At 72.5% G+C, this 21,758-nt stretch carries 22 protein-coding genes; 5 read left to right on the top strand and 17 right to left on the bottom strand.

From position 1 onward, the window contains the following. Positions 1–4: 4 nt before the first annotated feature. Positions 5–1,057 (top strand): DUF695 domain-containing protein, encoded by a 1,053-nt coding sequence (locus ACZ6S0_RS17785; RefSeq protein WP_465918395.1) that lies wholly within the window; start codon positions 5–7, stop codon positions 1,055–1,057. A 21-nt stretch (positions 1,058–1,078) separates the two neighbouring features. On the opposite strand, the gene ACZ6S0_RS17780 is transcribed toward ACZ6S0_RS17785, so the two are convergent. Next, positions 1,079–2,236: a cysteine desulfurase family protein gene (locus ACZ6S0_RS17780; protein WP_465919290.1), complete on the bottom strand. Its 1,158-nt coding sequence runs from the start codon at positions 2,234–2,236 to the stop codon at positions 1,079–1,081. 60 nt (positions 2,237–2,296) lie between these two features. On the opposite strand from ACZ6S0_RS17780, the gene ACZ6S0_RS17775 reads away from it, so the two are divergent. The 3 genes from ACZ6S0_RS17775 (at position 2,297) to ACZ6S0_RS17765 (ending at position 4,835) form a co-directional block, all read left to right on the top strand. Further along, positions 2,297–2,806 (top strand): TetR/AcrR family transcriptional regulator, encoded by a 510-nt coding sequence (locus tag ACZ6S0_RS17775; RefSeq protein WP_465918391.1) that lies wholly within the window; start codon positions 2,297–2,299, stop codon positions 2,804–2,806. A gap of 328 nt (positions 2,807–3,134) precedes the next feature. Then, complete coding sequence (locus tag ACZ6S0_RS17770; RefSeq protein ID WP_465918388.1) at positions 3,135–4,325, top strand: MFS transporter; 1,191 nt, start codon at positions 3,135–3,137, stop codon at positions 4,323–4,325. Between the two features lie 12 nt (positions 4,326–4,337). Then, a complete protein-coding gene (locus ACZ6S0_RS17765) occupies positions 4,338–4,835 on the top strand; it encodes an HIT family protein (RefSeq protein ID WP_465918384.1) in 498 nt (165 codons plus the stop codon). Positions 4,836–4,945: 110 nt separating this feature from the next. On the opposite strand, the gene ACZ6S0_RS17760 is transcribed toward ACZ6S0_RS17765, so the two are convergent. From ACZ6S0_RS17760 to ACZ6S0_RS17705, 12 genes are all read right to left on the bottom strand, one after another. Further along, a complete protein-coding gene (locus ACZ6S0_RS17760) occupies positions 4,946–5,899 on the bottom strand; it encodes an electron transfer flavoprotein subunit alpha/FixB family protein (RefSeq protein ID WP_465918380.1) in 954 nt (317 codons plus the stop codon). An 18-nt stretch (positions 5,900–5,917) separates the two neighbouring features. Beyond that, positions 5,918–6,697: an electron transfer flavoprotein subunit beta/FixA family protein gene (locus ACZ6S0_RS17755; RefSeq protein ID WP_465918377.1), complete on the bottom strand. Its 780-nt coding sequence runs from the start codon at positions 6,695–6,697 to the stop codon at positions 5,918–5,920. A 218-nt stretch (positions 6,698–6,915) separates the two neighbouring features. Beyond that, positions 6,916–8,130 carry a serine/threonine-protein kinase gene (locus ACZ6S0_RS17750; RefSeq protein WP_465918375.1) on the bottom strand — a complete coding sequence of 405 codons (1,215 nt, stop codon included), beginning with the start codon at positions 8,128–8,130 and terminating at the stop codon, positions 6,916–6,918. Between the two features lie 35 nt (positions 8,131–8,165). Beyond that, the gene (locus ACZ6S0_RS17745) at positions 8,166–9,995 is read right to left on the bottom strand and encodes a serine/threonine-protein kinase (protein WP_465918371.1); all 1,830 of its coding nucleotides are present in this window, start codon (positions 9,993–9,995) and stop codon (positions 8,166–8,168) included. 16 nt (positions 9,996–10,011) lie between these two features. Beyond that, a complete protein-coding gene (locus ACZ6S0_RS17740) occupies positions 10,012–12,072 on the bottom strand; it encodes a serine/threonine-protein kinase (RefSeq protein WP_465918369.1) in 2,061 nt (686 codons plus the stop codon). A gap of 132 nt (positions 12,073–12,204) precedes the next feature. After that, positions 12,205–12,717 carry a YbaK/EbsC family protein gene (locus ACZ6S0_RS17735; protein ID WP_465918365.1) on the bottom strand — a complete coding sequence of 171 codons (513 nt, stop codon included), beginning with the start codon at positions 12,715–12,717 and terminating at the stop codon, positions 12,205–12,207. Positions 12,718–12,781: 64 nt separating this feature from the next. Beyond that, positions 12,782–14,347, bottom strand: a complete 1,566-nt coding sequence (locus ACZ6S0_RS17730; RefSeq protein WP_465918361.1) for a flavin monoamine oxidase family protein — start codon at positions 14,345–14,347, stop codon at positions 12,782–12,784. After that, positions 14,340–15,182: a M55 family metallopeptidase gene (locus tag ACZ6S0_RS17725; protein WP_465918359.1), complete on the bottom strand. Its 843-nt coding sequence runs from the start codon at positions 15,180–15,182 to the stop codon at positions 14,340–14,342. The genes ACZ6S0_RS17730 and ACZ6S0_RS17725 overlap by 8 nt, the downstream gene beginning before the upstream one ends. 31 nt (positions 15,183–15,213) lie before the next feature. Then, complete coding sequence (locus tag ACZ6S0_RS17720) at positions 15,214–16,422, bottom strand: DUF6395 domain-containing protein (RefSeq protein ID WP_465918356.1); 1,209 nt, start codon at positions 16,420–16,422, stop codon at positions 15,214–15,216. After that, positions 16,413–16,778, bottom strand: a complete 366-nt coding sequence (locus ACZ6S0_RS17715) for a hypothetical protein (protein ID WP_465918352.1) — start codon at positions 16,776–16,778, stop codon at positions 16,413–16,415. Before ACZ6S0_RS17715 ends, ACZ6S0_RS17720 begins: the two co-directional genes overlap by 10 nt. 134 nt (positions 16,779–16,912) lie before the next feature. Continuing rightward, the gene (locus ACZ6S0_RS17710; RefSeq protein WP_465918349.1) at positions 16,913–17,686 is read right to left on the bottom strand and encodes an enoyl-CoA hydratase/isomerase family protein; all 774 of its coding nucleotides are present in this window, start codon (positions 17,684–17,686) and stop codon (positions 16,913–16,915) included. Positions 17,687–17,736: 50 nt separating this feature from the next. After that, a complete protein-coding gene (locus tag ACZ6S0_RS17705; protein ID WP_465918346.1) occupies positions 17,737–18,393 on the bottom strand; it encodes an endonuclease in 657 nt (218 codons plus the stop codon). A gap of 113 nt (positions 18,394–18,506) precedes the next feature. On the opposite strand from ACZ6S0_RS17705, the gene ACZ6S0_RS17700 reads away from it, so the two are divergent. After that, the gene (locus ACZ6S0_RS17700; RefSeq protein ID WP_465918343.1) at positions 18,507–18,791 is read left to right on the top strand and encodes a Fe-S cluster assembly protein HesB; all 285 of its coding nucleotides are present in this window, start codon (positions 18,507–18,509) and stop codon (positions 18,789–18,791) included. Positions 18,792–18,848: 57 nt separating this feature from the next. Here ACZ6S0_RS17700 and ACZ6S0_RS17695 read toward each other — a convergent pair whose 3' ends face one another. The 4 genes from ACZ6S0_RS17695 to ACZ6S0_RS17680 form a co-directional block, all read right to left on the bottom strand. Then, positions 18,849–19,541 carry a rhodanese-like domain-containing protein gene (locus ACZ6S0_RS17695; protein WP_465918340.1) on the bottom strand — a complete coding sequence of 231 codons (693 nt, stop codon included), beginning with the start codon at positions 19,539–19,541 and terminating at the stop codon, positions 18,849–18,851. Positions 19,542–19,623: 82 nt separating this feature from the next. Beyond that, a complete protein-coding gene (locus tag ACZ6S0_RS17690) occupies positions 19,624–19,854 on the bottom strand; it encodes a hypothetical protein (protein ID WP_465918338.1) in 231 nt (76 codons plus the stop codon). Positions 19,855–19,960: 106 nt separating this feature from the next. After that, positions 19,961–20,581 (bottom strand): HNH endonuclease family protein, encoded by a 621-nt coding sequence (locus ACZ6S0_RS17685; protein WP_465918334.1) that lies wholly within the window; start codon positions 20,579–20,581, stop codon positions 19,961–19,963. 179 nt (positions 20,582–20,760) lie between these two features. After that, positions 20,761–21,639: a 2-hydroxy-3-oxopropionate reductase gene (locus tag ACZ6S0_RS17680; protein WP_465918331.1), complete on the bottom strand. Its 879-nt coding sequence runs from the start codon at positions 21,637–21,639 to the stop codon at positions 20,761–20,763. Positions 21,640–21,758: the final 119 nt, after the last annotated feature.

Here is a 21,758-nt window from a genome sequence, read left to right as displayed (position 1 = left end):
GGCCATGCGACTGTTCGGGCGCAAGGACGCAGACGACGGGGCCACCGGGCCTGACGAGGCCATCGCCGGATTCTGGGCGTGGTGGCAGGAGACCAGGCCGCGGCTCGACTCGCTGGTGGCCGCCGGCGAGGCGGAGGGGCTGGAGGATCTGCTGGCCCCGGCGGCGGCCGCGATCCATCCCGGGCTGGTCTGGGAGGTGGCCCCGGGCAAGGAGGCCGCGCACTCCCTGGTGGTGACCGCGGCGGGCGACGCCGAGCTGCGTTCGCTGGCGCACCGCTGGGCCAAGGCGGCGCCGCCGCCCGACCTGCTGTGGGAGTTCCGCCCGTCGCGTCAGGCCAACCCGCGGGCGACGGAGCTGACGCTCGACGTGGGCGGCCTCGAGTTCGCGCTCGACAAGCTGACGCTGGGGCTGCGCGTGCCGCGCAACCAGCCCAGGGTCGACGTGGCCGCCTACCACCCCATCTTCGCCGATCTCGACGAGGACATCCGGACGGAGGCCACGCTGCTGGCCCTCGACTGGCTGCTCGGCGAGGACGACGTGGCCCGCTGGCTGGGCGAGATCACGGCGGTCGCGTTCGAGCCGATCGACGCGGTGGCGGCGGCGCACCTGCCCGCCGTGGTCGCCGACGTGGCCTCGGGCTTCGGCGAGGAGGAGTGGGTGCTGCTGGAGGGCCAGACCGCCGGCGGCGCGCCGCTGGTCGCCACCGCGCGCTACCCGTTGCGGCCGGTGGACCATCCGATGCTCGACCAGCACATCGCGATCACGCTCCCCTACACGCACCGCGACGAGAACGGCCTGCCTGCCGGCGACTCCCTGACCGCGCTGCGCGACTTCGAGGAACGGCTGGCCACCCGGCTGCTCAAGCTGCGCGACGACGCGTTGCTGGCCGCGCACATGAGCACCGAGGGGCACCGGGTCATCCACGTCTACGCCGACCCGACGAGCGACGCGGCGATCCACGCCAAGGAGCTGATCGTGGGCTGGGAGGAGGGCAAGCCCCGGGTGGACGTGTCGGCCGACCCCGCCTGGACGGCCGCCGCCCCGTTCCTCACCTGACCGGCGCCCAGCCCGTGGGGCCTACCCGACCCCTGCGCGGCGGGCGCGCTCGACGACGGCCGGCAGCACCTCGATCAGCCGGTCGACGTCGTCACGCGTCGAGGTGTGCCCCAGGGTGAAGCGGAGGGAGCCGCGGGCTGCCGCCGCGTCGGCCCCCATGGCCAGCAGCACGTGCGACGGCTGCGCCACCCCCGCCGAGCAGGCCGACCCCGTCGAGCACTCCACCCCCTTGGCGTCGAGCAGCATGAGCAGCGCGTCGCCCTCACAGCCGGGGAAGGAGAAGTGGGCGTTGCCGGGCAACCGGTCGTCGGGGTGCCCGTTGAGCACCACGTCGGGCACGGCCTGGCGGACGCGCCGGATGAGGTCGTCGCGCAACGCCGCCAGGTGGAGCCCGAGCGCCTCCTGCTCGCGTACGGCGGTGCTGACGGCGGCGGCCAGCCCGGCGATGGCGGGCGCGTCGAGCGTGCCGGAGCGAACGTCGCGCTCCTGCCCGCCGCCGTGCTGCACGGACACCGGCGTCAGGCCCCTGGCCAGCAGCAGCGCGCCGACCCCCATCGGGCCGCCGATCTTGTGGCCGGTCAGCGTGAGCGCGTCGGCCCCCGAGCCGGAGAACGACACGGGCAACTGCCCGACGGCCTGGACCGCGTCGGTGTGGAACGGGATGCCGTGATCGTGGGCGAGCGCGGCCAGCACGCGGACGGGCTGGACGGTGCCGACCTCGTTGTTGGCCCACATGACGCTGACCATGGCCACGTCGCCTGGGTCGCGTTCGATGGCGGCGCGCAGGGTCTCGGGGTGGACCCGGCCGTGCTCGTCGACGTCCAGCAGCTCGACCTCGGCGCCCTGGCTGTCGCCCAGCCAGTGGGCCGGGTCGAGCGTGGCGTGGTGCTCCACGGAGCTGATCAGGACGCGGCGGCGCGGGCGGCGGGCCCAGTAGAGGCCCTTGATCGCCAGGTTGTCGGCCTCGGTGCCGCCCGAGGTGAAGACGACCTCGCTGGGCCGGGCGCCGAGCGCGTCGGCGATCGTCTCGCGGGACTCCTCGACCACCCTGCGCACCTGACGGCCGGCCGCGTGCAGCGAGGAGGCGTTGCCGACGCGTTTGAGTTGCTCCGTCATGGCCTCGATCGCCTCGGGCAACATGGGGGTGGTAGCCGCATGATCAAGGTAGGCCGACGGTATGGTCACGCGTTCAGGGTATCTCGTTTGCAACTGTACCGTCCGGACGGTACAGTAATCTGCATGCGAAGGGACGAGCTGCTGGACGCCGCCGAGGATCTCCTCTGCGACCAGGGCTCGGCCGCACTCACCCTGGCGGCCGTGGCCGACCGGGCGGGCGTGAGCAAGGGCGGGCTGCTCTATCACTACGGCTCCAAAGAGGCCCTGATCAAGGGCATGGTGGAGCGGTTGATCGAAGACTTCGACGAGCTGCTGGCCGCCCAGCCCGGAGCGACCTACACCGAGCGCTACCTGGGCGCGACGCTGGCCTCCGTACGATCGGGCCGCCTGCGACGGTGGGCCGTCGTCACCGGGGCGTCGGGCAACCTCTTCCTGCTCGCGCCGCTGCGCGAGGCGATGACCCGCTGGCACCGCGAGGGCCTGGGCGACGAGCCCGACCCGCTGGCCGCGCAGATCGTCCGCCTGGCGTGTGAGGGGCTCTGGGACGTGGCCAGCCACGACCCGGGGCTCAACACCGAGGAAGACCTCCAGGCCCTGGAGCACCGCCTCAGAGCACTCCTCAGCCCCTCCTGAGCCTCCCCGTCTCAGCCCTCTGAGCCTCGCCGTCTCAGCCCCTTCCTGAGCCTGCCCGTCCCGACCCCCGCCCGGCTCATGGGCCTGGCCCGGCTTCCCCTGCCCCGATTCCCCGCCCGGCCCTTCGCCGTCCCTTCTCCCGTCCCGTCCCTTCACCGATCTGCCGCGGCCCTGACCTGGGCCGCGGCCTCCGCGTGCGCCGGACCGCCCCCTCGGGCGCGGCGCACGGGGAGAACCTCACCCGCCACGGTCTCGCCCTCCCCCACGGGGCTCGGCGCCTTGGCCCACAAATCCCGACTTATAACGAAATTGAATGAGGTGTGGCCTTATGACCCGCGACCTGAGGAGTGCCCGCTACGGGGCGGTCCTCACCTTCGTCCTCGCCGGCCTGATGGTGGGCACGATGACCGTGCGCATCCCCTCCCTGACCGACAAACTCGGCCTGTCCGAGGCCATGGTCGGGACAGTCCTGCTGGTCTGGGGCCTGGGCGCGCTGGTGACGATGCAGTCCATGCGCCGCGTCATGGCGCGCGTGGGCAGCCGGGCGGTGTTGCGGGCAGGCGGTCCACTGACGGCGCTGAGCCTGCTCGGCGTGGCCCTCGCCCCCGACCTGCCCCTGCTCCTGGTGGCCGTGGCGCTGTTCGGCATGGCCTTCGGCACCGTGGACGTCGCCATGAACGCCCAGGGCTCGGCCGTCGAGCAGGCGTACGGACGGCCCCTGATGAACGGCCTGCACGCCGGCTGGTGCGTGGGCGCCATCTCGGCGGGCGCGCTGGGCAGCCTGGCGATCGCCGCCGGCCTGCCGTTCACCGCGAACGTGACGCTGGTCGCCCTGGTCTCGCTGCCGGTGATGGTGCTGCTCGGCCGTACGTACCTGCCCGAGCCCCCGGCGGTGGCCGCGCGGTCGGCGGGGCGACGCCGCCTGCCCCCGGTCGTCTACCTGCTCGGCGCGATCATGTTCTTCGCCTTCATGGTCGAGGGCACGGTCGCCGACTGGAACGGCCTGTACCTGCGCGACGAGCTGGGCGCGCCCGAGGCCCTGGCCGCGCTCGGTTACCCGGTCTTCGAGGTGGGCATGCTCGTCGCCCGGCTCACGGGTGACCGGCTGCGGGTCAGGTTCGGGGTGCGCGGGATGCTGACCGGCTCCGGGGTGGCCACGGCCGGGTTCTTCGCGGTCGTGCTGCTGGCTCCGGCGGCGGTGGTCGCGGTGGTCGCGATGTTCTTCGTCGGGCTCGGCGTGGCGACGATCTCGCCGCTCACGCTGTCGCTGGCGGGGACCGCGACCGACGCGCCTGGGCCGGCGATCGCCCAGGCGGGCGCCATGGGGTACACGGGCCTGCTGCTCGGCCCCGTGGTGATCGGCTTCCTGTCGGACGCCACCTCGCTGCGTACCGCGCTGGGGGTCGGCGTGGTGCTGGGCGTGCTGATCGCGCTCGCCGCCCGCCTGCTCCCGGCCCGCGAACGCGCCGCCCAGCCGAACGACCAGCCCGAAAGAGAACCCGCAGAAGCCGCCGCCTGAGACCATCCATGGATGGATCTTGAGCGGAACGTGCCCTTCGACATCGAGGCGTACGAGGCGCGGGTGAAGTCACGCCCCTGCTTCATCTGCGCCGTCGTCGCCGGCGACCCCGACTACACCCACGAGCAGATCGTCTACGAGGACGACCGGCACCTCGCCTTCCTGGCCCGCTACCCCACCATGCCCGGCTACGTGCTGGTCAGCCCGAAGCGGCACATCGAGCACGTCGTACGCGACCTCGACGAGGACGCCTACCACGCGATCATGGGCGTGGTCAGGAAGGTGGCGCTGGCCGTGGAGGCGGTGCTGCCGTCGGAGCGCACGTACGTGCTCTCGCTCGGCAGCCGGCAGGGCAACGCGCACCTGCACTGGCACGTGGCCCCGCTCCCGCCGGGCACGCCGTACCGGGAGCAGCAGTTCTACGCGCTCATGTCCGAGAACGGCCTGATCCCCTGGAGCCAGGCCCAGGCCGAGGAACTGGCAGGTCGCCTACGGGTGGCGCTGGCCTGAGAGCCCGCTGCGGATCGGCGGTGACGAACGGCCGTGCCCCCGGCGGCGCGGCCAGGCTCTCCGCGTGCGGGACGACGGAGAGCGAAGGCCGCGCCTTCGCGGGGAAGGCCCTACTTGCGCTTTCTGACTTCCTCGGTGAGTTGCGGCACGACCTGGTGCAGGTCTCCGACCACGCCGTAGTCGGCCAGCTCGAAGATCGGGGCCTCCGGGTCCTTGTTGATGGCCACGATCGTCTTGGCCGTCTGCATGCCGGCCCGGTGCTGGATGGCCCCCGAGATCCCGGCCGCGATGTAGAGCTGCGGCGAGACCGTCTTGCCCGTCTGCCCCACCTGGAACTGGTGCGGGTACCAGCCCGCGTCGGTGGCGGCGCGGGAGGCGCCCACGGCGGCCCCCAGGGCGTCGGCGAGGCCCTCGATGATCGAGAAGTTCTCGGCCGAGCCCACGCCGCGCCCGCCGGAGACCACGATCGCGGCCTCCGTCAGCTCGGGACGGGCGCCCTTCTCCTGCTTGACGCGCTCGACGACCCGGGTGGCCCTGGCGGCGTCGGACAGGGTGACGGACACCTCCTCCTCGGCCCCGGCGCCCGCCGCCGCCACGGGGGCGGTGGAGTTGGGGCGTACGGCGATGATCGGGGTGCCCTTGCGCACCCGCGCGTGCACGTTGACGCCGCCGCCGAAGATGGACTGGTCGGCCGTGAAGCCCTCGCCCAGGCCCACGGCGTCGGTGATGATGCCGGAGTCGATCTTGATGGCCAGGCGGCCGGCGATCTCCTTGCCCTCGGCGGTCGAGGCCACCAGGACGGCGGCGGCCGACGAGGCGGCGACGAGTTGGGCGAGCAGTTCGGCCTTGGGCGCGACCACGTGGTCGACGAGGTCGTCGGCGCCGGCGACGTAGATCTTCTCGGCGCCGTACTCGGCGAGGCGGGCCTTGGCCTCGGCCGTGATGCCGGGCCCGGCCCAGACGGCGGCGGGCGTGCCGAGGGTGCGGGCCAGGGTCAGCAGTTCGAGCGTGACCTTCTTGACCTCGCCTTCGACCTGCTCGACGAGAACGAGAATCTCCGACATTTCAGTTAGCCCTCGCTCTCAGATGAACTTCTTGGACGCCAGGAACTCGGCCGCCTTCGCGCCGCCGTCGCCCTCGTCCTTGACGATCGTGCCGGCCTCGCGCGGCGGGGCCGGGGCGAAGTCGACGACCTCGGACCAGGCGGCGGCCAGTCCGACCTGGGCGGCGTCGATGGAGGCGTCGCCGATGGCGAGCGTCTCGACCGGCTTCTTCTTGGCCGCCATGATGCCCTTGAACGACGGGTAACGAGGCTCGTTGATCTTCTCGACCACGGAGACGACGGCCGGCAGCGTGGCCTCGACCCGGTCGTAGCCGTAGTCGGCCAGGCGCTGGATCCTGATGGAGGCGCCGTCGACCTCGACCTTGTTGGCCAGCGTGAGCTGCGGCGTGCCGAGCCGCTCGGCCAGCATGGCGGCCAGCATCCCGGTGCGCGCGTCGGTGGACTCGGAGCCCAGGATGACCAGGTCGAACCCGATCTTCTTGAGCACCTGCGCCATCGCGTACGAGGTGGACAGGGCGTCGGAGCCGTGCAGCGCGTCGTCGCTGAGGTGGACGGCCTTGTCGGCGCCCATGGCCAGCGCCTTGCGGATGGTCTCGCCGGCCTTCGCGGGGCCCATGGTGAGGACGGTGACCTCGCCACCATGGGCTTCCTTGAGCCTCAGCGCCTCTTCGACCGCGTACTCGTCAAGCTCGTTGACCACGCCGTCGGCGGCGTCCCGGTCGAGCGTGTTGTCATCGGACCGCAGCTTGCGCTCGGTCGCCGTGTCGGGGACCTGCTTCACGCAGACGACGATGTTCATGGCCGGTGGCCGACCTCCCGTAGTTCGCGTGCGCCCCCGCCTCGTTGCGTGGGCGCCGAATCCATCTGTACAGACTGCCAGGTGCCCGCAGGACCTCCGGCAGAGGGTGCGGTGGTTTCGCCGTTATGTTACCCGCCGGTAGCTTCCCGGCAAACCAGCCGAGAGTGTGATCCGCGCGTCAATCGCCCTCCACCATACCGAACTTTATTCGGTACGCTTCACGCGGACACGAGGAACACGATCCCGACCACCAGAGCCGTACCCGCGAACAGGGCCAGCGTGAACGGGCTGAACACCGCCGCCAGCCCGAACGCGAGCCCGACCGACCCCGCCACGCTGACCAGATCGGCGATCACGCGCCCACGCCGGAAGGGCCCCCGCGAGAACAGCGCCACCCCAGCGTCGGACACCCAGCCCAGCGCGTACGCCGCCAGCAGGAACAACGACACCTCAGGCAACGGCTCCCTGGCGGCGGCCGCCAGCAGCGACACGAACAGCCCCGACCCGATCAGCCAGCGCCGCCGCACCTTCTCCCGGTGCCTGGCCCTGGACTCCTCCACCGAACGCCCGTGCCGCTTCTTGCCCGGCTGCCACTCCCTGGTGCTCAGGTCGTCGGCGGCCGAACGCGGGCGTACGACGGGAGCCGGTGTGCGCGGTGCGTGCGAGACGGGCGCCACGCCCAGCCTGGCGCAGATCCGGTCGGCCGTCGGCCGCGCGGCCGGGTCGGTGGCCAGGCACTCGCGTAACAGCGGCTCCAGCCACTCGGGCACGCCCTCCAGGTCGGGCGGATGGTGCACGACCCGGTAGGCGATCGCGGAGGCGGGCCCCTGCCCGTACGGCTGCCGCCCGGTGGCCGCGTACGCCAGCGTCGCGCCGAACGAGAACACGTCGGCCTCCATGCCCGCCGCCCGCCCCTCCAGCACCTCGGGAGCCAGATAGCCCGGCGTGCCCACCACCGCGCCGGAGGCCGTGACCGAGAGCGAGTCGAGCGCGCTGGCGATGCCGAAGTCGATGACGACCGGCGCGCCCTCGGTCATCATCACGTTGGCGGGCTTGAGATCGCGGTGCGCCACGCCCGACTCGTGCATGGCGAGCAGCGCGTCGGCCAGCCCGGACGCCAGCCGCCGCAGGTCGGACACGGGCACGGGCACGGCGCTGAGCGGGCGGCCCTGCACGTAGCGCGTCACGAGGTAGGGCTTGTCGCCCTCCAGCGAGGCGTCCAGCACCTCCGCCACGTGCGGCCCGCCGACCATCCGCATGGTCTCGACCTCGCGCGCCAGCCGGGCCAGCGCCACGCCGTCGGCCGCGACGTGCGGGTGCAGCACCTTGACCGCCACCGTGCGGCCCTCAGGGTCGAGCGCCAGGTGCACCGCGCCGAATCCGCCGGACCCGAGACGGGAGAGAAGCTCGTACGGGCCGAGGCGCTCGCTCATACTCCATCTCTCCCCCCGAGGGACGGCACGAACACTCAGGACCAGGGATTCAGGAACCCCAGCCCCAGACCGTCGAGCAGACTGCCGACCAGCCCGACGATCAGGCCGACCGTGCTCTGCCTGGCGTCGCTGGCCAGGTCGTTGATCACCGATTGCGGGGCCCGCCACGGCGACCACACCGGATCCTGCCCCAGCGCGAACATCACCGCGAACAGCGCCGCCGTGCCCACCAGCACGACCGCCACCAGCGCGGCGCCGGGGCTGCGCAGCACGCCGGTCAGCGTACGGGTGACCGCCTTGCGGGGCGCGCCGCCGCCGGGCAGCACGAACAGGCCGGCCGCGAAGGCGCCCGACGCGAACGCCGCCGCCTCGTTGACGCCCATCCCACCGGCCCAGTAGAGGACGCCCCAGACGCAGATCCCGAACAGCAGCGCCAGCGGCACGTGCACCACCGTCACCAGCGCCGACTTCACCAGCGCCCACGGCGTGCCGACCAGGGCGAGCAGCGGATCGGCCGCGCTGCTCCCGCGCGCCTGCCGCCGTTGGACCAGGTCGCCGAAGAGGTATTCGCCGATGCGCAGCACCAGCGCGAGCGCCACGGCCACGGCGCCCACCATGACCGGCATCATGACCGTCCCGGCCACCAGCGTGACCAGCAGGAGCAGGCCCACGACCTGGCTGCCGAACAGGTATTTCCGCCGCTCGGCAGGCGGGGTGTACTGGGGCGGCGGGGTGTAGGGCCTGACCTGCGACGGCGCGGTCTCCGGAGCCGCCGCCCGCGCGGGCGCGGGGTAACCGGCCACCCGCTGGTCGGGGCGCGGCATGGGCGGCCTGGCCGACATCGGCGCGGGGACGTACGGCGGGGGCCGCTCGTCCCTGCGCGGCGGGGGCGGCAGGTCTTCGCGCCGCGTCGGCGTCGGGGACGGCGCCGGGGAAGGCGCCGGCGCGGCCTGGCGGTAGTCGACCGGCGGCAGCAGGTCGGAGAACGTGTCCATGGTGCGGGTGCGGTCGCCCAGCCGCTTGGTGCCGGTCGGCCCGTCGGGTGACGCCTCGTGGAACGTCGTCACCGACGGGTCGAGCGCCCTGGCCATCCGCAGCAGCTCGTGCGCGTCGGGCCGGGCCTCCGGGTCGACCTGGAGCGCCCGGCCGAGCCAGCCGCGCAGCCACGCGGGCGCCTTGTCGAGCTGCGCCCGCCCCTCCATGATGTTGAAGCAGACCGCCTCGAACGTCCCCGTGCCGAACGGCGGCACCCCGGCCGCGGCGAAGAACACCGTCGAGGCCAGCGCGTGCACGTCGGCCGCCTGGGTGATCTCCGAGTCGCGGATGATCTCGGGTGCCAGATAACCCGGCGTGCCGACGAACATGCCCGTCTGCGTCAGCCTGGTGGCGTTCACCAGATGGGCGATGCCGAAGTCGATGACCAGGGGCTCACCGTCGACCAGCATGACGTTGGACGGCTTGAAGTCGCGGTGGATCACGTCGGCGGCGTGGATGGCCACCAGCGCCTGGCAGAGCCCCTGGGCGAGCCTGATCAGCTCACGCGCCTCCAGCGCGCCGTCGGCCAGCACGGTGTCCTCCAGCGTGCGGCCCGGCGCGAAGCGGGTGACCACGTACGGCTGCCCGCCGACCAGCTCGGCGTCGATCACCTCGGCGACGAACGAGCTGCGCACCCGGCGCATGGTCTCGACCTCGCGGGTGAGCCGGTCGCGCGCCTTGAGGTCGGCGGCCACATGAGGGTGCAGCACCTTGATGGCGACCTCGCGCCCCTCGTCGTCGAGACCCAGGTGGACGACCCCCATGCCGCCCTCGCCGATCTTCCTGACCAGGCGGTAGGGACCGAGGCGTTCTGGTGCTTGCGTGCTCATCGCCGCCTTCCCCGCGTCATCCCCCGGAATTCCCCCCTAGCTGGTCGAGCTCTGCGGTCACTGGTCCGACGTTCAGCGGAGTCCATACGGCCCCCCTTGGCTTGTCCCCGAACGTGCTGGAGAAGGCGAGGATCAGCGAGAGCCCGGCAGCCGCCGCGAGCACTCCCGCCATCACCATCGCCGCTGTTCTCGAGGGTACGAGCGATGAGAGCGTTCTGCGCATCTGTTTGCCAGGACCCTCCACTCCAGGGCCCGCGCAGACGGTCCACAGAGCGATCGCGGCGCCCCACGCCAGGGCGTTGGCGGAGGCCATCCCGGCCACCACGGTGAGCAGCAGGGTCACCGGCAGCCCGAGGATGAGCGCGTAGAGCACCAGCGCCAGCGTGATGCCCGCCGACTTGGCCAGCGCGGCCGGGTGGGCGAACACCCTGACCACGTCGAGCGCCGCCGCCCCCGCCGCCCTGCGGCCCGCGAGCTGCGGCTGGGCCAGGTCGGCCGCGCGCAGCAGGATCGCGGCCGGGACCGCCGCGATCGCCACGAGCACCGGCGCCAGCACGGCCGCCGCGATCATCAGGACCAGCAGCATGGCGCCGGCCACGCCGTACGCCCTGGAACGCTGCAGCACGTTGCCCGGCGCCACGCCCGGGATGTACGGCTCCCGCTTGGTCGCCGGGTCGAGCTGCGGGTATTGCGGCTGGGCCGGGATGTAGGGGGGCGGCTGCACCGGGATCGGGTTGGGCCGGCCGTAGTCGGGCAGGTCGGGACGCCCCGCGTGGCCGTGCGCCAGGTGGGACGGCGGCGTGTTGGGGTGGGACGCGTTGGGATGGGGCGCGTTCGGCTGCGGTGTGCCGGGTGGTGTGCCAGGTGGTGTGCCGGGTGGTGTGCCGGGTGGTGTGTTGGGCCCCGTGCCGGGCCTGCGGTAGTCGGGCGAGTCGGGGCGCACCCGGCGGGTGGGCACGTCGGTCTCGCCCGGCGGCGGGGCCGGCGGGCCGCTGCCGCCGGTCTGCGGCGGGTAGGCGCTCGCCTCGCGCTGGATCTGCCGCAGCTCCTCCGGCGACACCCGGCGCGTCGGCCACGGGTCGGGCTGGTTGGGCAGGAGCGAGACGTACTGCTGGTCGGGCGGCGGCGTGCCGGGCTGGTCGTGCCCTTCGAGCAGCCGCCTGGGCGTCACCGGCGGCGTGGAGATCTCGTAGGACGGCCGGTCGGTCACCGGGGTCGGCAGCGGGACCTGCGGGCCGCCGGGACGCGGCGCCGTGGAGATCTCGTCGGGCCGGCCGCGCGGCGCCGGGGCGGCGAGCATGCGGGCGGCCTGCTCGGCCAGCTCGGCCGCCTTGGGCCGCTTGCTCGGGTTGCGCTGGAAGGCCGCCTTGAGCAGCGGCTGCAACTCGGCGGGGACCGCGCTGATGTCGGCCTTGCCCGCCGTGATGTTGTAGAAGATCATCTCCAGCGTGCCCTTGCCGAAGGGCGGCTGGCCGGTGCCCGCGTACAGGAGCGTGCCCGCCCACGCGTGGATGTCGACCTCGGGCCCCGCCTCCTGGCCCTCGATGATCTCGGGGGCGAGGTAGCCGGGCGTGCCGATGAACATGCCGGTCTGCGTCAGCCGCGTCGCGTCGACCGCCTGGGCGATGCCGAAGTCGATCAGGACGGGCTCGCCGTCGAGGATCAGCACGTTGCCCGGCTTGAGGTCGCGGTGGATCACGCCCACCGAGTGCACGACGGCCAGCGCGGCGGCCACCCCGTGCGCGATCCGCACCAGGTCGGGCAGGTCGAGCGGCCCGTCGTCCTTGACGATCTCGTCGAGCGCGCGGCCGGGCACGTACTGGGTGACGATGTAGGGGCGATGACCGGTGACGTCGGCGTCGAGCACCTCGGCGATGTATTTGCTGCGCACCCTGCGCATGGTCTCGACCTCGCGCGAAAGCCGCCGCCTGGCGACCTCGTCACCGGCGACCTCAGCGCGCAGGACCTTGACTGCCACCTGTCGCCCCTGGGGGTCGACAGCGAGGTGGACAACGCCCATCCCGCCTTCACCGAGCCGCTTGAGCAGCCGGTAAGGGCCTAGTCGGTCATCGTTCATGGCATGAAGCACCATACCGGCTTAATCCCCGCCCACGAGATGAACCATGAGGCCACATTCCCACTCGTACAACGTCCAGAACGGGCTCATCGGTTTCCCATCCAACGGTCTCGAAACGGCTTCAGTTTTCCCTCAGCCGGCCAGGGAGAGCACCTCTGCTCTCTTCAGGCCGGCCAGCGCGGCGCCGGAGACGGCGAGCTTCGACCTGCGCACGCCGCTGCCGATCACCACCCTCGGATGCCCTGCGACATGGGTGTCCACCAGGAGCGGCCACTCCTCGGGCAGGCCGAGCGGGGTGATGCCGCCGTATTCCATGCCCGTCAGCTCGACCGCGTCGGCCATCGGCGCGAAGCTCGCCTTGCGGGCGTCGAGGTGCCTGCGCACCACGCCGTTGACGTCGACCCGCATCGTCGCGAGCACCATGCAGGCGGCGTAGCGCGTCTCGCCGCCCCGCTTGGCCGCCACGACGACGCAGTTGGCGGACTCGTCGAGGGTGACGGAGTATCGCTCGCAGAACGCCGCCGTGTCGGCCAGATCGGGATCGATCTCGGCCACCTCGACCCCCTCCATGTCCGGTACGGCCCGCGCCACCGGACCGGCCAGCAGGTCGATCCGCTCGGTCGCGGGCACCCAGTGCAACGTCATCCCAACTCCTCGATCGCTTCTCCCCCGAGCCTATTGCGGCCGTGGGAGCAGCGGGACGGCGTCGTCACGGGGACTGCAGCACGCGCTGGTGCAACTGCGTGACGGCGCCACGTGCGGACTCCATGGCCCCCGCCTGCCAGGCGATCAGATGGGTGAGCCAGTCGCCCGCGAAGTAAACCCTTCCTGCGGGGCGTTGCAGAAGAGTGAAGGAAGAATCAAAGGAGGGCCAGCGCACCCAGCCTCCCTGGATGTGCTCCTGGCGCTCCCAGGCGATCGAGACGCTGGAGAGCACGTTCTGGCGGTACTTCTCGCCGTGGATCTTCTTGCCCTGGGTGAGCGCCCTGCGCCGCCGGTCCTCCGGGGTGAGCGCCCCGTAGAGCTCGGCCTCGCGTTCGGTGTTGTAGTAGCCGACGAGCAGGCCGCGCTCCGAGTGGTAGCCGTGCGACGGGTACCAGATGTGGGTGATGTCCAGGTCGGTCTCGGTGGCGCCGCCGTAGATGCGGTCCTCCAGCTCCCACCAGCGGCGGCCGTACTCCAGGCCGATCTTGCCGGCGGCGATCGGGACGGGGGTCGCGAGCGCGGCGCCGACCTGGGGGCCGAGGTTGTGCGGGATCTTGGCGAGGAGGTGGGGCGGGAGGGCGGCGACGCAGTAGTCGGCCTTGACGGAGCCGCCGGTGTGGACGACCTCGACGCCGTCGTCCAGAGTCGTGACCTTGGTGACCTTGGCGCCCGTCCTGATCCGGTCCTGGCCCACGGCCTCCCGGAGCCTGGTGACGATGGCGTCCATGCCGCCGACCGGCTGGAACATGGGGGTGGCCTGCTCGTAGCCGAAGTCGTTGGTGATGGCGCGGCCGGTGCCGGCGGCGAGGACCTGGTGGAGGGTGCCGGGTGCGGGGATGGGGGTGCCGACGTCTAACGCCGGAAATTTCGTGAAACCGCGTCGGTCGGATCCCTCGTAGTCGAGCTTCGGGCCGAGGTCGCCGAACCTCCTGAGGAACTCCAGCAGCCCTTCCCTGTCGTCCTTGGTGAGGGTTTTGTCGAGCGCGCCGAGGTCGGTGGCCTTGGCCAGGAGTTCGGCGACGTATCCGTACATGTCGGCTCGGGCGGTGCGGGCCCGCGTCGTCCGGCCGTTGGTGTGCACGTACGCGGCGGCGTTGTTGTTGACGAAGGTCTCGATGGGGATGCCCAGCTCGCGGCAGTAGTCGAGGGTGACCATCCAGGGTGCGATGCGGGCGGGGCCGGCGTTGAAGTAGCCGCCCTCGCCCAGGGTCACCTGCTGGGCGGGGCCGTTCAGCTCGGTCAGGCGGTCGCCGCCGCGCAGGGTGAGGTTCCGGCCGCCGGCCCGCTGCCCGGCCTCCAGGAGCGTGCAGTCGTAGCCGGCCTTGCCCAGCTCGTACGCGGCGGTCAGCCCCGCCACGCCCGCGCCCAGGATCACCACCTTGGCGGTGCCCTTGCCGCGCAGGGTGAAGTCGCCCGAGCGGGGGGCGGTGAACTCCTTGCTCTGGGCGGAGGGCGCCAGGCCGAGTGCGCCCATGGCGGCGTACATGGCGCCCGCCCCGCCCGCCGCCCCGATCCCGACGAGCAGACCCCGCCGGGTCAGCGCCGCGCCCGAGCCCGTGCCCTCACCCATAGGGGCCGCTGCCACAGGCGATCTGCCCACCGATGGTGGCGAAGATGCCGAACAGGGCCATGATCTGGGTGAAGTCTCCGGTCGTGAACTCGGTCTGACGCGGGCCCACCGCCGTCACGCCCGGGATCAGCGACACGGCGGCGGCGATGGCGGTCGAGTTCCACTCCACCCCCAACGTGTACGGCGCCTCCACCGAGTACGGCGTGAAGTCCGTCAACCGGTCCAGCGCCCGCCGCGTGGCCTCACGGATGCGGGCCTGGGCGACGACCGGCGGCAGCAGCTCGGCCGAGAACTTGTCGATGCCCTTCTTCACCGCCACCGTCTCGACGTCCCCGAGCAGCTCGCGAGCCTCCTCGCCGACGGCCTCGTCCCCGGTCACCAGGACCACGGGCACCCCATGGAACCCTGCGCACGCCGCGACGAGCCTGGTCTCCCCGCACAGCTCGCCGTTGAGGTAGACGTTCTGGATCTCCTTGCCCATCCAGGTGTGGTTGAGCACGCCGTGCGGCACCCCGGCGCGGGCGTGGTAGCCGACGAAGCAGGCCGCCTGGAAGGTCGCGTCCAGCCCCTGCGCCATGCGCTGCGCCTTGCCGGGGCCCCTGATCAGGCTGGCCCGGGGATCGAGCAGGTCGATCCTGAGGTTCTTGGTGGACCCGTGGGCGTCGTTGACCAGCACGCTCGTCGCCCCGGACGCGAAGGCGCCCTCGACGGCGGCGTTCGCGTCGGCGGTCATCAGCTCGCACCCGCGTTCGTAACCGCGCTTGCCGGCGTGCATCTCCTCGGGGTCCGTCAGCCCCGTCACGCCCTCCATGTCCACCGACAGATAGACCTTCACGCCGCCGCTCCGTTCCTCACCCGGCCGTCCATCAGATGCCCCACGATTCCACGCGGCGCACCTCGGAGTCGGTCATCAACCCGACGTCGGCCTCGACGAACGCCGCCGCCCGCGCGCGCCACCGCTCGGGGATCTCGCCGAGGGCGGGCGGGTAGCAGTGCTCCAGCCAGGCCGTCGCCTCCTCCGAGACGTCGAAGTGGTCGAGCGCCGGGGCGAACAGCGTGTTCTCGATCCCAGGGACGCGGGCCAGCCCGTACTGGATCATCTCCTGGCCGCCGAACGGCGGCTTCTTGAGGTACTTGCGGTCGGCGGGGCGGTCGGCGGTCAGCGGCGTGTCGAGGGGGCGGCGCTCCACGGCGGCCTGGATCAGCTCTTTGTACAGGCACTTGGCGCAGGTACGGCACGGACCGCCGGTGCCGCGCAGGCACCAGCGGACCTGCTCCCTGAGGTCCGAGCCGAGGGCGAGCCGCATGGTGACGGCCTCGCTCACGCCGCCGACAGGCAGCACGATGTGCACCCCCGCCGCCGCGAACAGGCGGCCCCACCTGCCGTGCGGCGCCCACATGGGGTTGTCGGGGGTGAAGCGCCACAGGTACCGGCCGCCGCCCAGCCAGCGGGAGCCCAGCTCGTAGCCGAAGCCCAGGCCGCCCAGGTCGAGCCGGTCGGCCAGGAGCAGCGCGCCCGCGGCCACCGCGTGGTGCTCGGGGTAGCCGGGGCGGGGCTCGGCGAGCGTGTACTCCAGGTCGGAGGTGACCGTGGTCAGCTCGCGGCCGGTGCTCGCGGCCAGCTTGGCCAGCACGTCGGAGCGGTAGTGGGGCCAGCGGTTCGGTACGCGCGGGTGCGCCACCCGGCGGAAGTGCACGAAGGGGGCGTCAGGGTAGATCGTGGCCGCCGCGACCGAGTCGGCGCCGCCGCTGTAGGAGATCGCGAGCCCGGCCCCCGGGCGGCGGGGCTCGGCGCCCAGCGGGCCCGCCTCGACGCCCCAGCCGTCGTGCAGGGCCCGCGCCAGCTCCGCCGAGACCGCCCGGTCGAACGTGATCCGCCTCCTGGTCCACGGCGCCACGATCGTCCAGGCGGCCACGGCGTACAGGTCGGGGTGGGCGTCGTCCGGGACCCCGCCGATCGAGCAGGAGTTGATGGCCAGCCTGATCGGGTGCTCGTCGGAGGCCCTGCCGGTGATCTCGTCCTCCGGGTCCAAGCGGAAGCTCAGGTCGCCGCCGCCGGTCCAGGTCACGCGCACGGCTGCTCCTCGGAGCTGCCCCGGCGGTCGGCGCGCAGCTCGTCGATGGCCTGCCAGACCAGGATCTCGTTCTGCAGCACGCCGTCCAGGGCCTTGGCCGTCTCCTGGGCGAGCCGGTGGGTGTCGTCGAGCTTCGCCCTCTCCGCCCCGTCAGACCGGGGGGCGGCCGCCGGGGGACGGGCCTTGCGCAGGCGTTCCACCTCGGTCTGGAGGGTCGCCATCTCCCGTCTCAGGGTCTGGACCTCCCAGAGCGCGTCCCTGATGTCCTGGCGGTGATCTCTGATCGAGATGTAGCGAGAGTCGAACCACGTGCGCACGGCCTTTCTGAGCCGGGCAGGGACCAGGACGCGCATCATGAAACGTCACCATAGTGGCAAACCCATCTCGGTAAGGACGGCCCTACCGAATGTGTTTGACCTCGCGTCGCGATCGCGGGATCCCCGCCCACGACGGGGATCCCGCGACGTACGCCCTGACGTGGGCGTCGCGGCTAGTGACCGGTGAACTTGGGCTTGGACCTCTCGGCGAACGCCCGCATGCCGACCCGGGCGTCGTCGGTGGCGAACAGACCGGAGAACGCCAGGCGCTCGATCTCCAGACCCCTGTCGAGGTCGGTCTCCAGCCCCTGGTCCACGGCCTGCTTGGCGGCGCGCAGCGCGACCGTCGCGCCGCCGACGAAGGTGGCGGCCCATTCGAGGGCGGCGGTGTACACCTGCTCGTCGGGCACCACCCGGTCCACCAGGCCGATCGCGAGGGCCTCGGCGGCCGGGACGTGGCGGCCGGTGAAGATCAGGTCCTTGGCGCGGGCCGGGCCGATGAGGCGCGGCAGGCGCTGGGTGCCGCCCGCGCCGGGGATGAGGCCGAGCAGCACCTCCGGCTGGCCGAGCTTGGCCGACTCGCCCGCGACCCGGAAGTCGGCGCTGAGCGCCAGCTCGCAGCCGCCGCCCAGGGCGTAGCCGGTGATGGCGGCGATGACCGGCTTGCCGATCCTGGACACCGCGGTCAGGCAGCCCTGCAGCAGGCGCGAGTGGACGGCCATGTCGGCGTACGACATCTCGGCCATCTCCTTGATGTCCGCCCCGGCGGCGAACACGCGCTCCCCTCCGTACAGGATCACCGCCTGGACCTGCGGATCGCCGTCCACGATGGCGGCCGCTTCCGCCAGCTCCCGCTGGACCTGCCCGTTGAGGGCGTTCATCTTCGGACGGTCAAGACGGATCGTGGCGATCTGGTCGGCCACCTCGACGCTCACAAACTCACCCATGTGCCCGAACCTAACAGTCCACCCGGCTCTCCCCCGGCCCCGCGTCGCGATCAGCGGGTCGCGGCGGACCTGACCTCGTCCACGGACTCCTCGCTGTGCGAGACCCGGATGAGCGCGGCCGACAGGCGGGCCAGCTCGTCCCCGGAGTGGGCCAGCCTCGCCAGCCGACCGGCCTGGCGGGGCAGGCCCAGCCGGCCCGCGCCGTCCAGCACCCGCTGGTCGAAGTACGGCGCGACCTGCGGCCAGACGGCCTGGACCTCGCGCAGGAAGATGTCGGCCCCGGTCGGCCCGATGCCGGGGAACGTCATCAGCAGCGCGGCGATCCGCCGCCCGTCGCCCTCGGCCTCGTCGCGCAGGCGGCGCAGGTCGCCCTGCCAGCGGTCGAGGATCAGCTCGGCGCCCTCGCCGAGCATCGTGGAGGTGCGTTCGTCGTAGCGGCGGTAGTGGCCGCGGACCAGCGCGTTCACCCGGTCCTGCCAGCTCGCCTCCCGCATGGCCCTGGGCGTGCCGTACCCGGCGGCGAACAGCTCCCTGGCCGCCGCGACCGCGATCTCCGCCGAGATGCGCGCGCTGAGCAGCTTGGCCAGGACGAGGAGCTGGTACAGCGGCTTCGGCCGGTCGGCGAGCCTGATGCCCGCCTCCCTCGCGTACGTGCGGCCGTACCGGTCGAGCAGGACGTCCAGTACGGCCCCGTCGGTCTTTCCCATGCCTCCCGTGCTACCCGCGACCCGTGCGCGCATGTGTTTGGGCCCCGGGCCGCGGGGGAGTCGGAGCTTGCCGAGGACCCGGTTCCCGGGGCGGTGGGTTAGGGGGGCAGGTCGTGCTGACATTGACCGACAACGCGGTCGCCGCCATCCGTGACCTCATGGTCGGGGAGGACGTACCCGCCGAGGCGGGCCTGCGCATCTCCCCGAAGGCCGACGAGGCGGGGACGCTGGAGGTCGTGCTGGCCCGCACGCCGCAGGCCGGTGACCAGGTGGTCGAGAGGGAGGACGTGCGCGTCTTCGTGGCCGAGGACGCGGTGCGGATCCTGGACGACAAGTCGCTGGACGCCCGGCCGGGCTCGCGGGGGCGGCAGACGTTCCACCTCGACCGGCGCTCCTGACGTCGGCGCCCTCCGCGTGGGCGCTCGCGAGGCCGGGACGCGGGCGGCCGACGTCCGTCAGCCCTGGTCGGAGTCGCTCTCCGGGGGACGCGCGTCGCCGAGGCAGAACAGCCCCACCAGCCTGCCGTCCGGCTGGGTGACCACGACGTGGTCCACCTTGGCCCGGTCCATGCGCTGGACCAGCGGCTCGACCTCCTCGCTCGGGCGTACGGTGGTGGCCCCGAGTCGCATGGCGTGCTCGGCGGTGTCGTCGAGGTCGGCGCCCTTCAGCTCGCGCGAGCCGATGACGCCCTGGACGACGTCGTCCTCGTCCACCACGACGGCGAGCCCGGCGGGGTCGGCCACGATGCGCTCGGTGAGCGCGCCCAGCGGGTCGTCCAGCACGGCGGTCACCGGGTCGCGCCGCACGCTCTTGGACACCAGGGCCGCGTGGCCGTCGTAGGGCAGGTCGGCCGACAGCCAGTCCATCTTGCCCACCGCGTAGTCGTACACGTCGCCGAAGCCCAGCCGGTCCAGGCGGTGGGCGGCGCGCGGGCTGAGGTCGCACAGCCAGTCGTGGCAGTAGACGATGATCGGCCGCCCGGCGTCCAGCGTGGTCGTGGCCGCCCGGTCGAGGCGGCTCAGCGGCACGTTGACGGCCTGCGGCAGGTGCGCCCAGGTGTACTCCCGCTCCGGCAGCACCTCGACGAGCTGCGCCTGCCGGGTGGCGAGCAGGTCCTGGACGGTCTCGCGATCGATGATGTGCGTCACGGCCTCCCCCTACCCCGAGACGGGGCGCGCAGCGGAGCGCGGAAACGGGGGCGGCCCCGGTGTCTCCGGGGCCGCCCAAGGGTCAGGTGACGGTCTGGAAGCCGATCAGGCCGCCCGGCAGGCCCTGCCGTACGGCCCGCACGATCTCCTGGTGGAGGCGCGGCCCGGGATCGGTGACCCGCTCCAGGGGGCTGCCCTCGACCTCGTACCACTCGTCGGCGTCCAGGTACTGGATGCGGACCGTCACCCGGTCGCCCGCCACCTCCGTCCGCACGGTCACCTCGCCGGTGATGACGCCGACCTCCACCGTCATCACCCCACCGGGACCGGCGACGACGTTGCTTTCATAGCATTCGGTTTTCATGGCTGCCGGCTTTCGGTCTCGAGGGTGTCCGGTCTTCAGTACGTTCCGTGCACGGTCACGTACCCTCAGGTGTGTAGCAGGTCGTCAGCATCTCCGCGAGCGCTTCCCGCTCGGGCTCGGTGATCGTCAGGTCGTAGCGCGCCTTGATGTCGATCCAGGCCCGGCTGTAGGTGCACCAGAAGCTGCGCAGCGGCGGACGCCACTGGTCGGGTGACTGGTCGCCCTTCGACCTGTTCGAGGCGGCCGAGACCGCGATGAGCTGCGGCCCGTCGAGGTCGTTGGCGAACTGCCTGCGGCGGGCGTCGGTCCAGGTGTCCGCGCCCGAGCGCCACGCCTGGGCCAGCGGCACCATGTGGTCGATGTCGAGTGCGGAGGCGCTGGTGAAGTCCCTGCCGTCGTACTCGCTGTGCCAGGTGCCGGAGATGGCGCGGCAGTTCTCGTCCTGCTTGACGTCCACGCCGTCGCGGGCGAGCACGACCTCGCGGGTGTCGCAGCCGTCGCCCTGCTGCGACCAGTGCGGGAAGCGGGCGCGGCTGTAGCCGGCCATCGACCGGGGTGCGGCGACGTCGAGCTGCCCGAGCTGCACGAACGCGGCCGGGGGCAGGAGGGCGGGCGGGAGTTCGGTGGGAGAGGCGGCGTTCGCGCCGGCCGCAGGAGCCAGGGCCAGAACGGCCACGGTTACGGCGGTCGCCGCACGCGAAGGCCATGATCGCAATGAGAACATGGCCCACGACTAACAGCGTTGATCACTCCGAGTAATTGCGGACGCGGCCGCCTGTCGCTTGGAGTGACGAAATTGGGGCTCCCTTGGGTTTAGGCGACGGTTCAGGCGTCGCCCGAAGGACACCCGACGGTTCAGGCGTCGCCCGAGAGGCGTTCGACGACGCGCAGCAGCGCCGAGTGGTCGAGCGCGCCGTCGCCGACCGCGTTCGCCGAGGCCACGAGCTGGGCCACCAGCGCGCCGAGCGGCAGCACGACCCCGGCCTCACGCGCCGCCGAGGTGACGATGCCCAGGTCCTTGTGGTGCAGGTCGATGCGGAAGCCGGGCGGGAAGGAACGCTCGACCATGTTGGCGCCCTTCTGGGCCAGCACCGCCGAGCCCGCCAGGCCGCCGCCGAGCACCTGGAGCGCCGCCTCCAGATCCACCCCGTACGCCCGCAGGAACACCACCGCCTCGGCCAGCGCCCCGATGTTGACCGCGACGACGAGCTGGTTGGCGGCCTTGACGGTCTGGCCCGCGCCGCTCGGCCCGACGTGCACGACGGTCCTGCCGACCGCGTCGAGGATCGGCCGGGCCGCCTCGAAGGCGTCGGCCTCGCCGCCCACCATGATGGACAGGGTCGCGTTCCTGGCGCCCGGCTCACCGCCCGAGACGGGGGCGTCGAGGTGGCGCAGGCCCCGGCGGGCCGCCTCCGCCGCCAGCTCGCGCGTGACGTCGGGGCGGATGGAGGAGAAGTCGATGATCAGCGTGCCGGGCGCGGCGTGGGCGAACACGCCGTCCTCCCCCGCCAGCACGTCGCGCACGTCGGGCGAGTCGGGCAGCATGAGCGCGACGACCTCGGCGCCCGTCACGGCGCCGGCGATCGACTCGGCCACCCGGCCGCCGGCCGCCGCCAGCGGCCTGGCCTTTTCCTGCGTGCGGGTGTATCCGGTCACGGTGTGCCCGGCCTCGACCAGGTGCACGGCCATGGGGCTGCCCATGATGCCGAGGCCGATGAAGGCGATGGCGGTCACGTCGGCGGTCCTTCCTGGTCGGGAGCGATGGGCGTCACGTCGCAGGTTACGGGAGTGGCGTGGCGGCAACATGAAGCCGTGGCGGGTCTATGATGTTGGAAAGTAAAGCGGCGGGAGGT

This window comes from Nonomuraea sp. NPDC051298 (assembly GCF_055586305.1).
The sequence above is the reverse complement of the archived record's forward strand: the minus strand, read 5'-3'. Positions and strand labels throughout refer to the sequence as shown.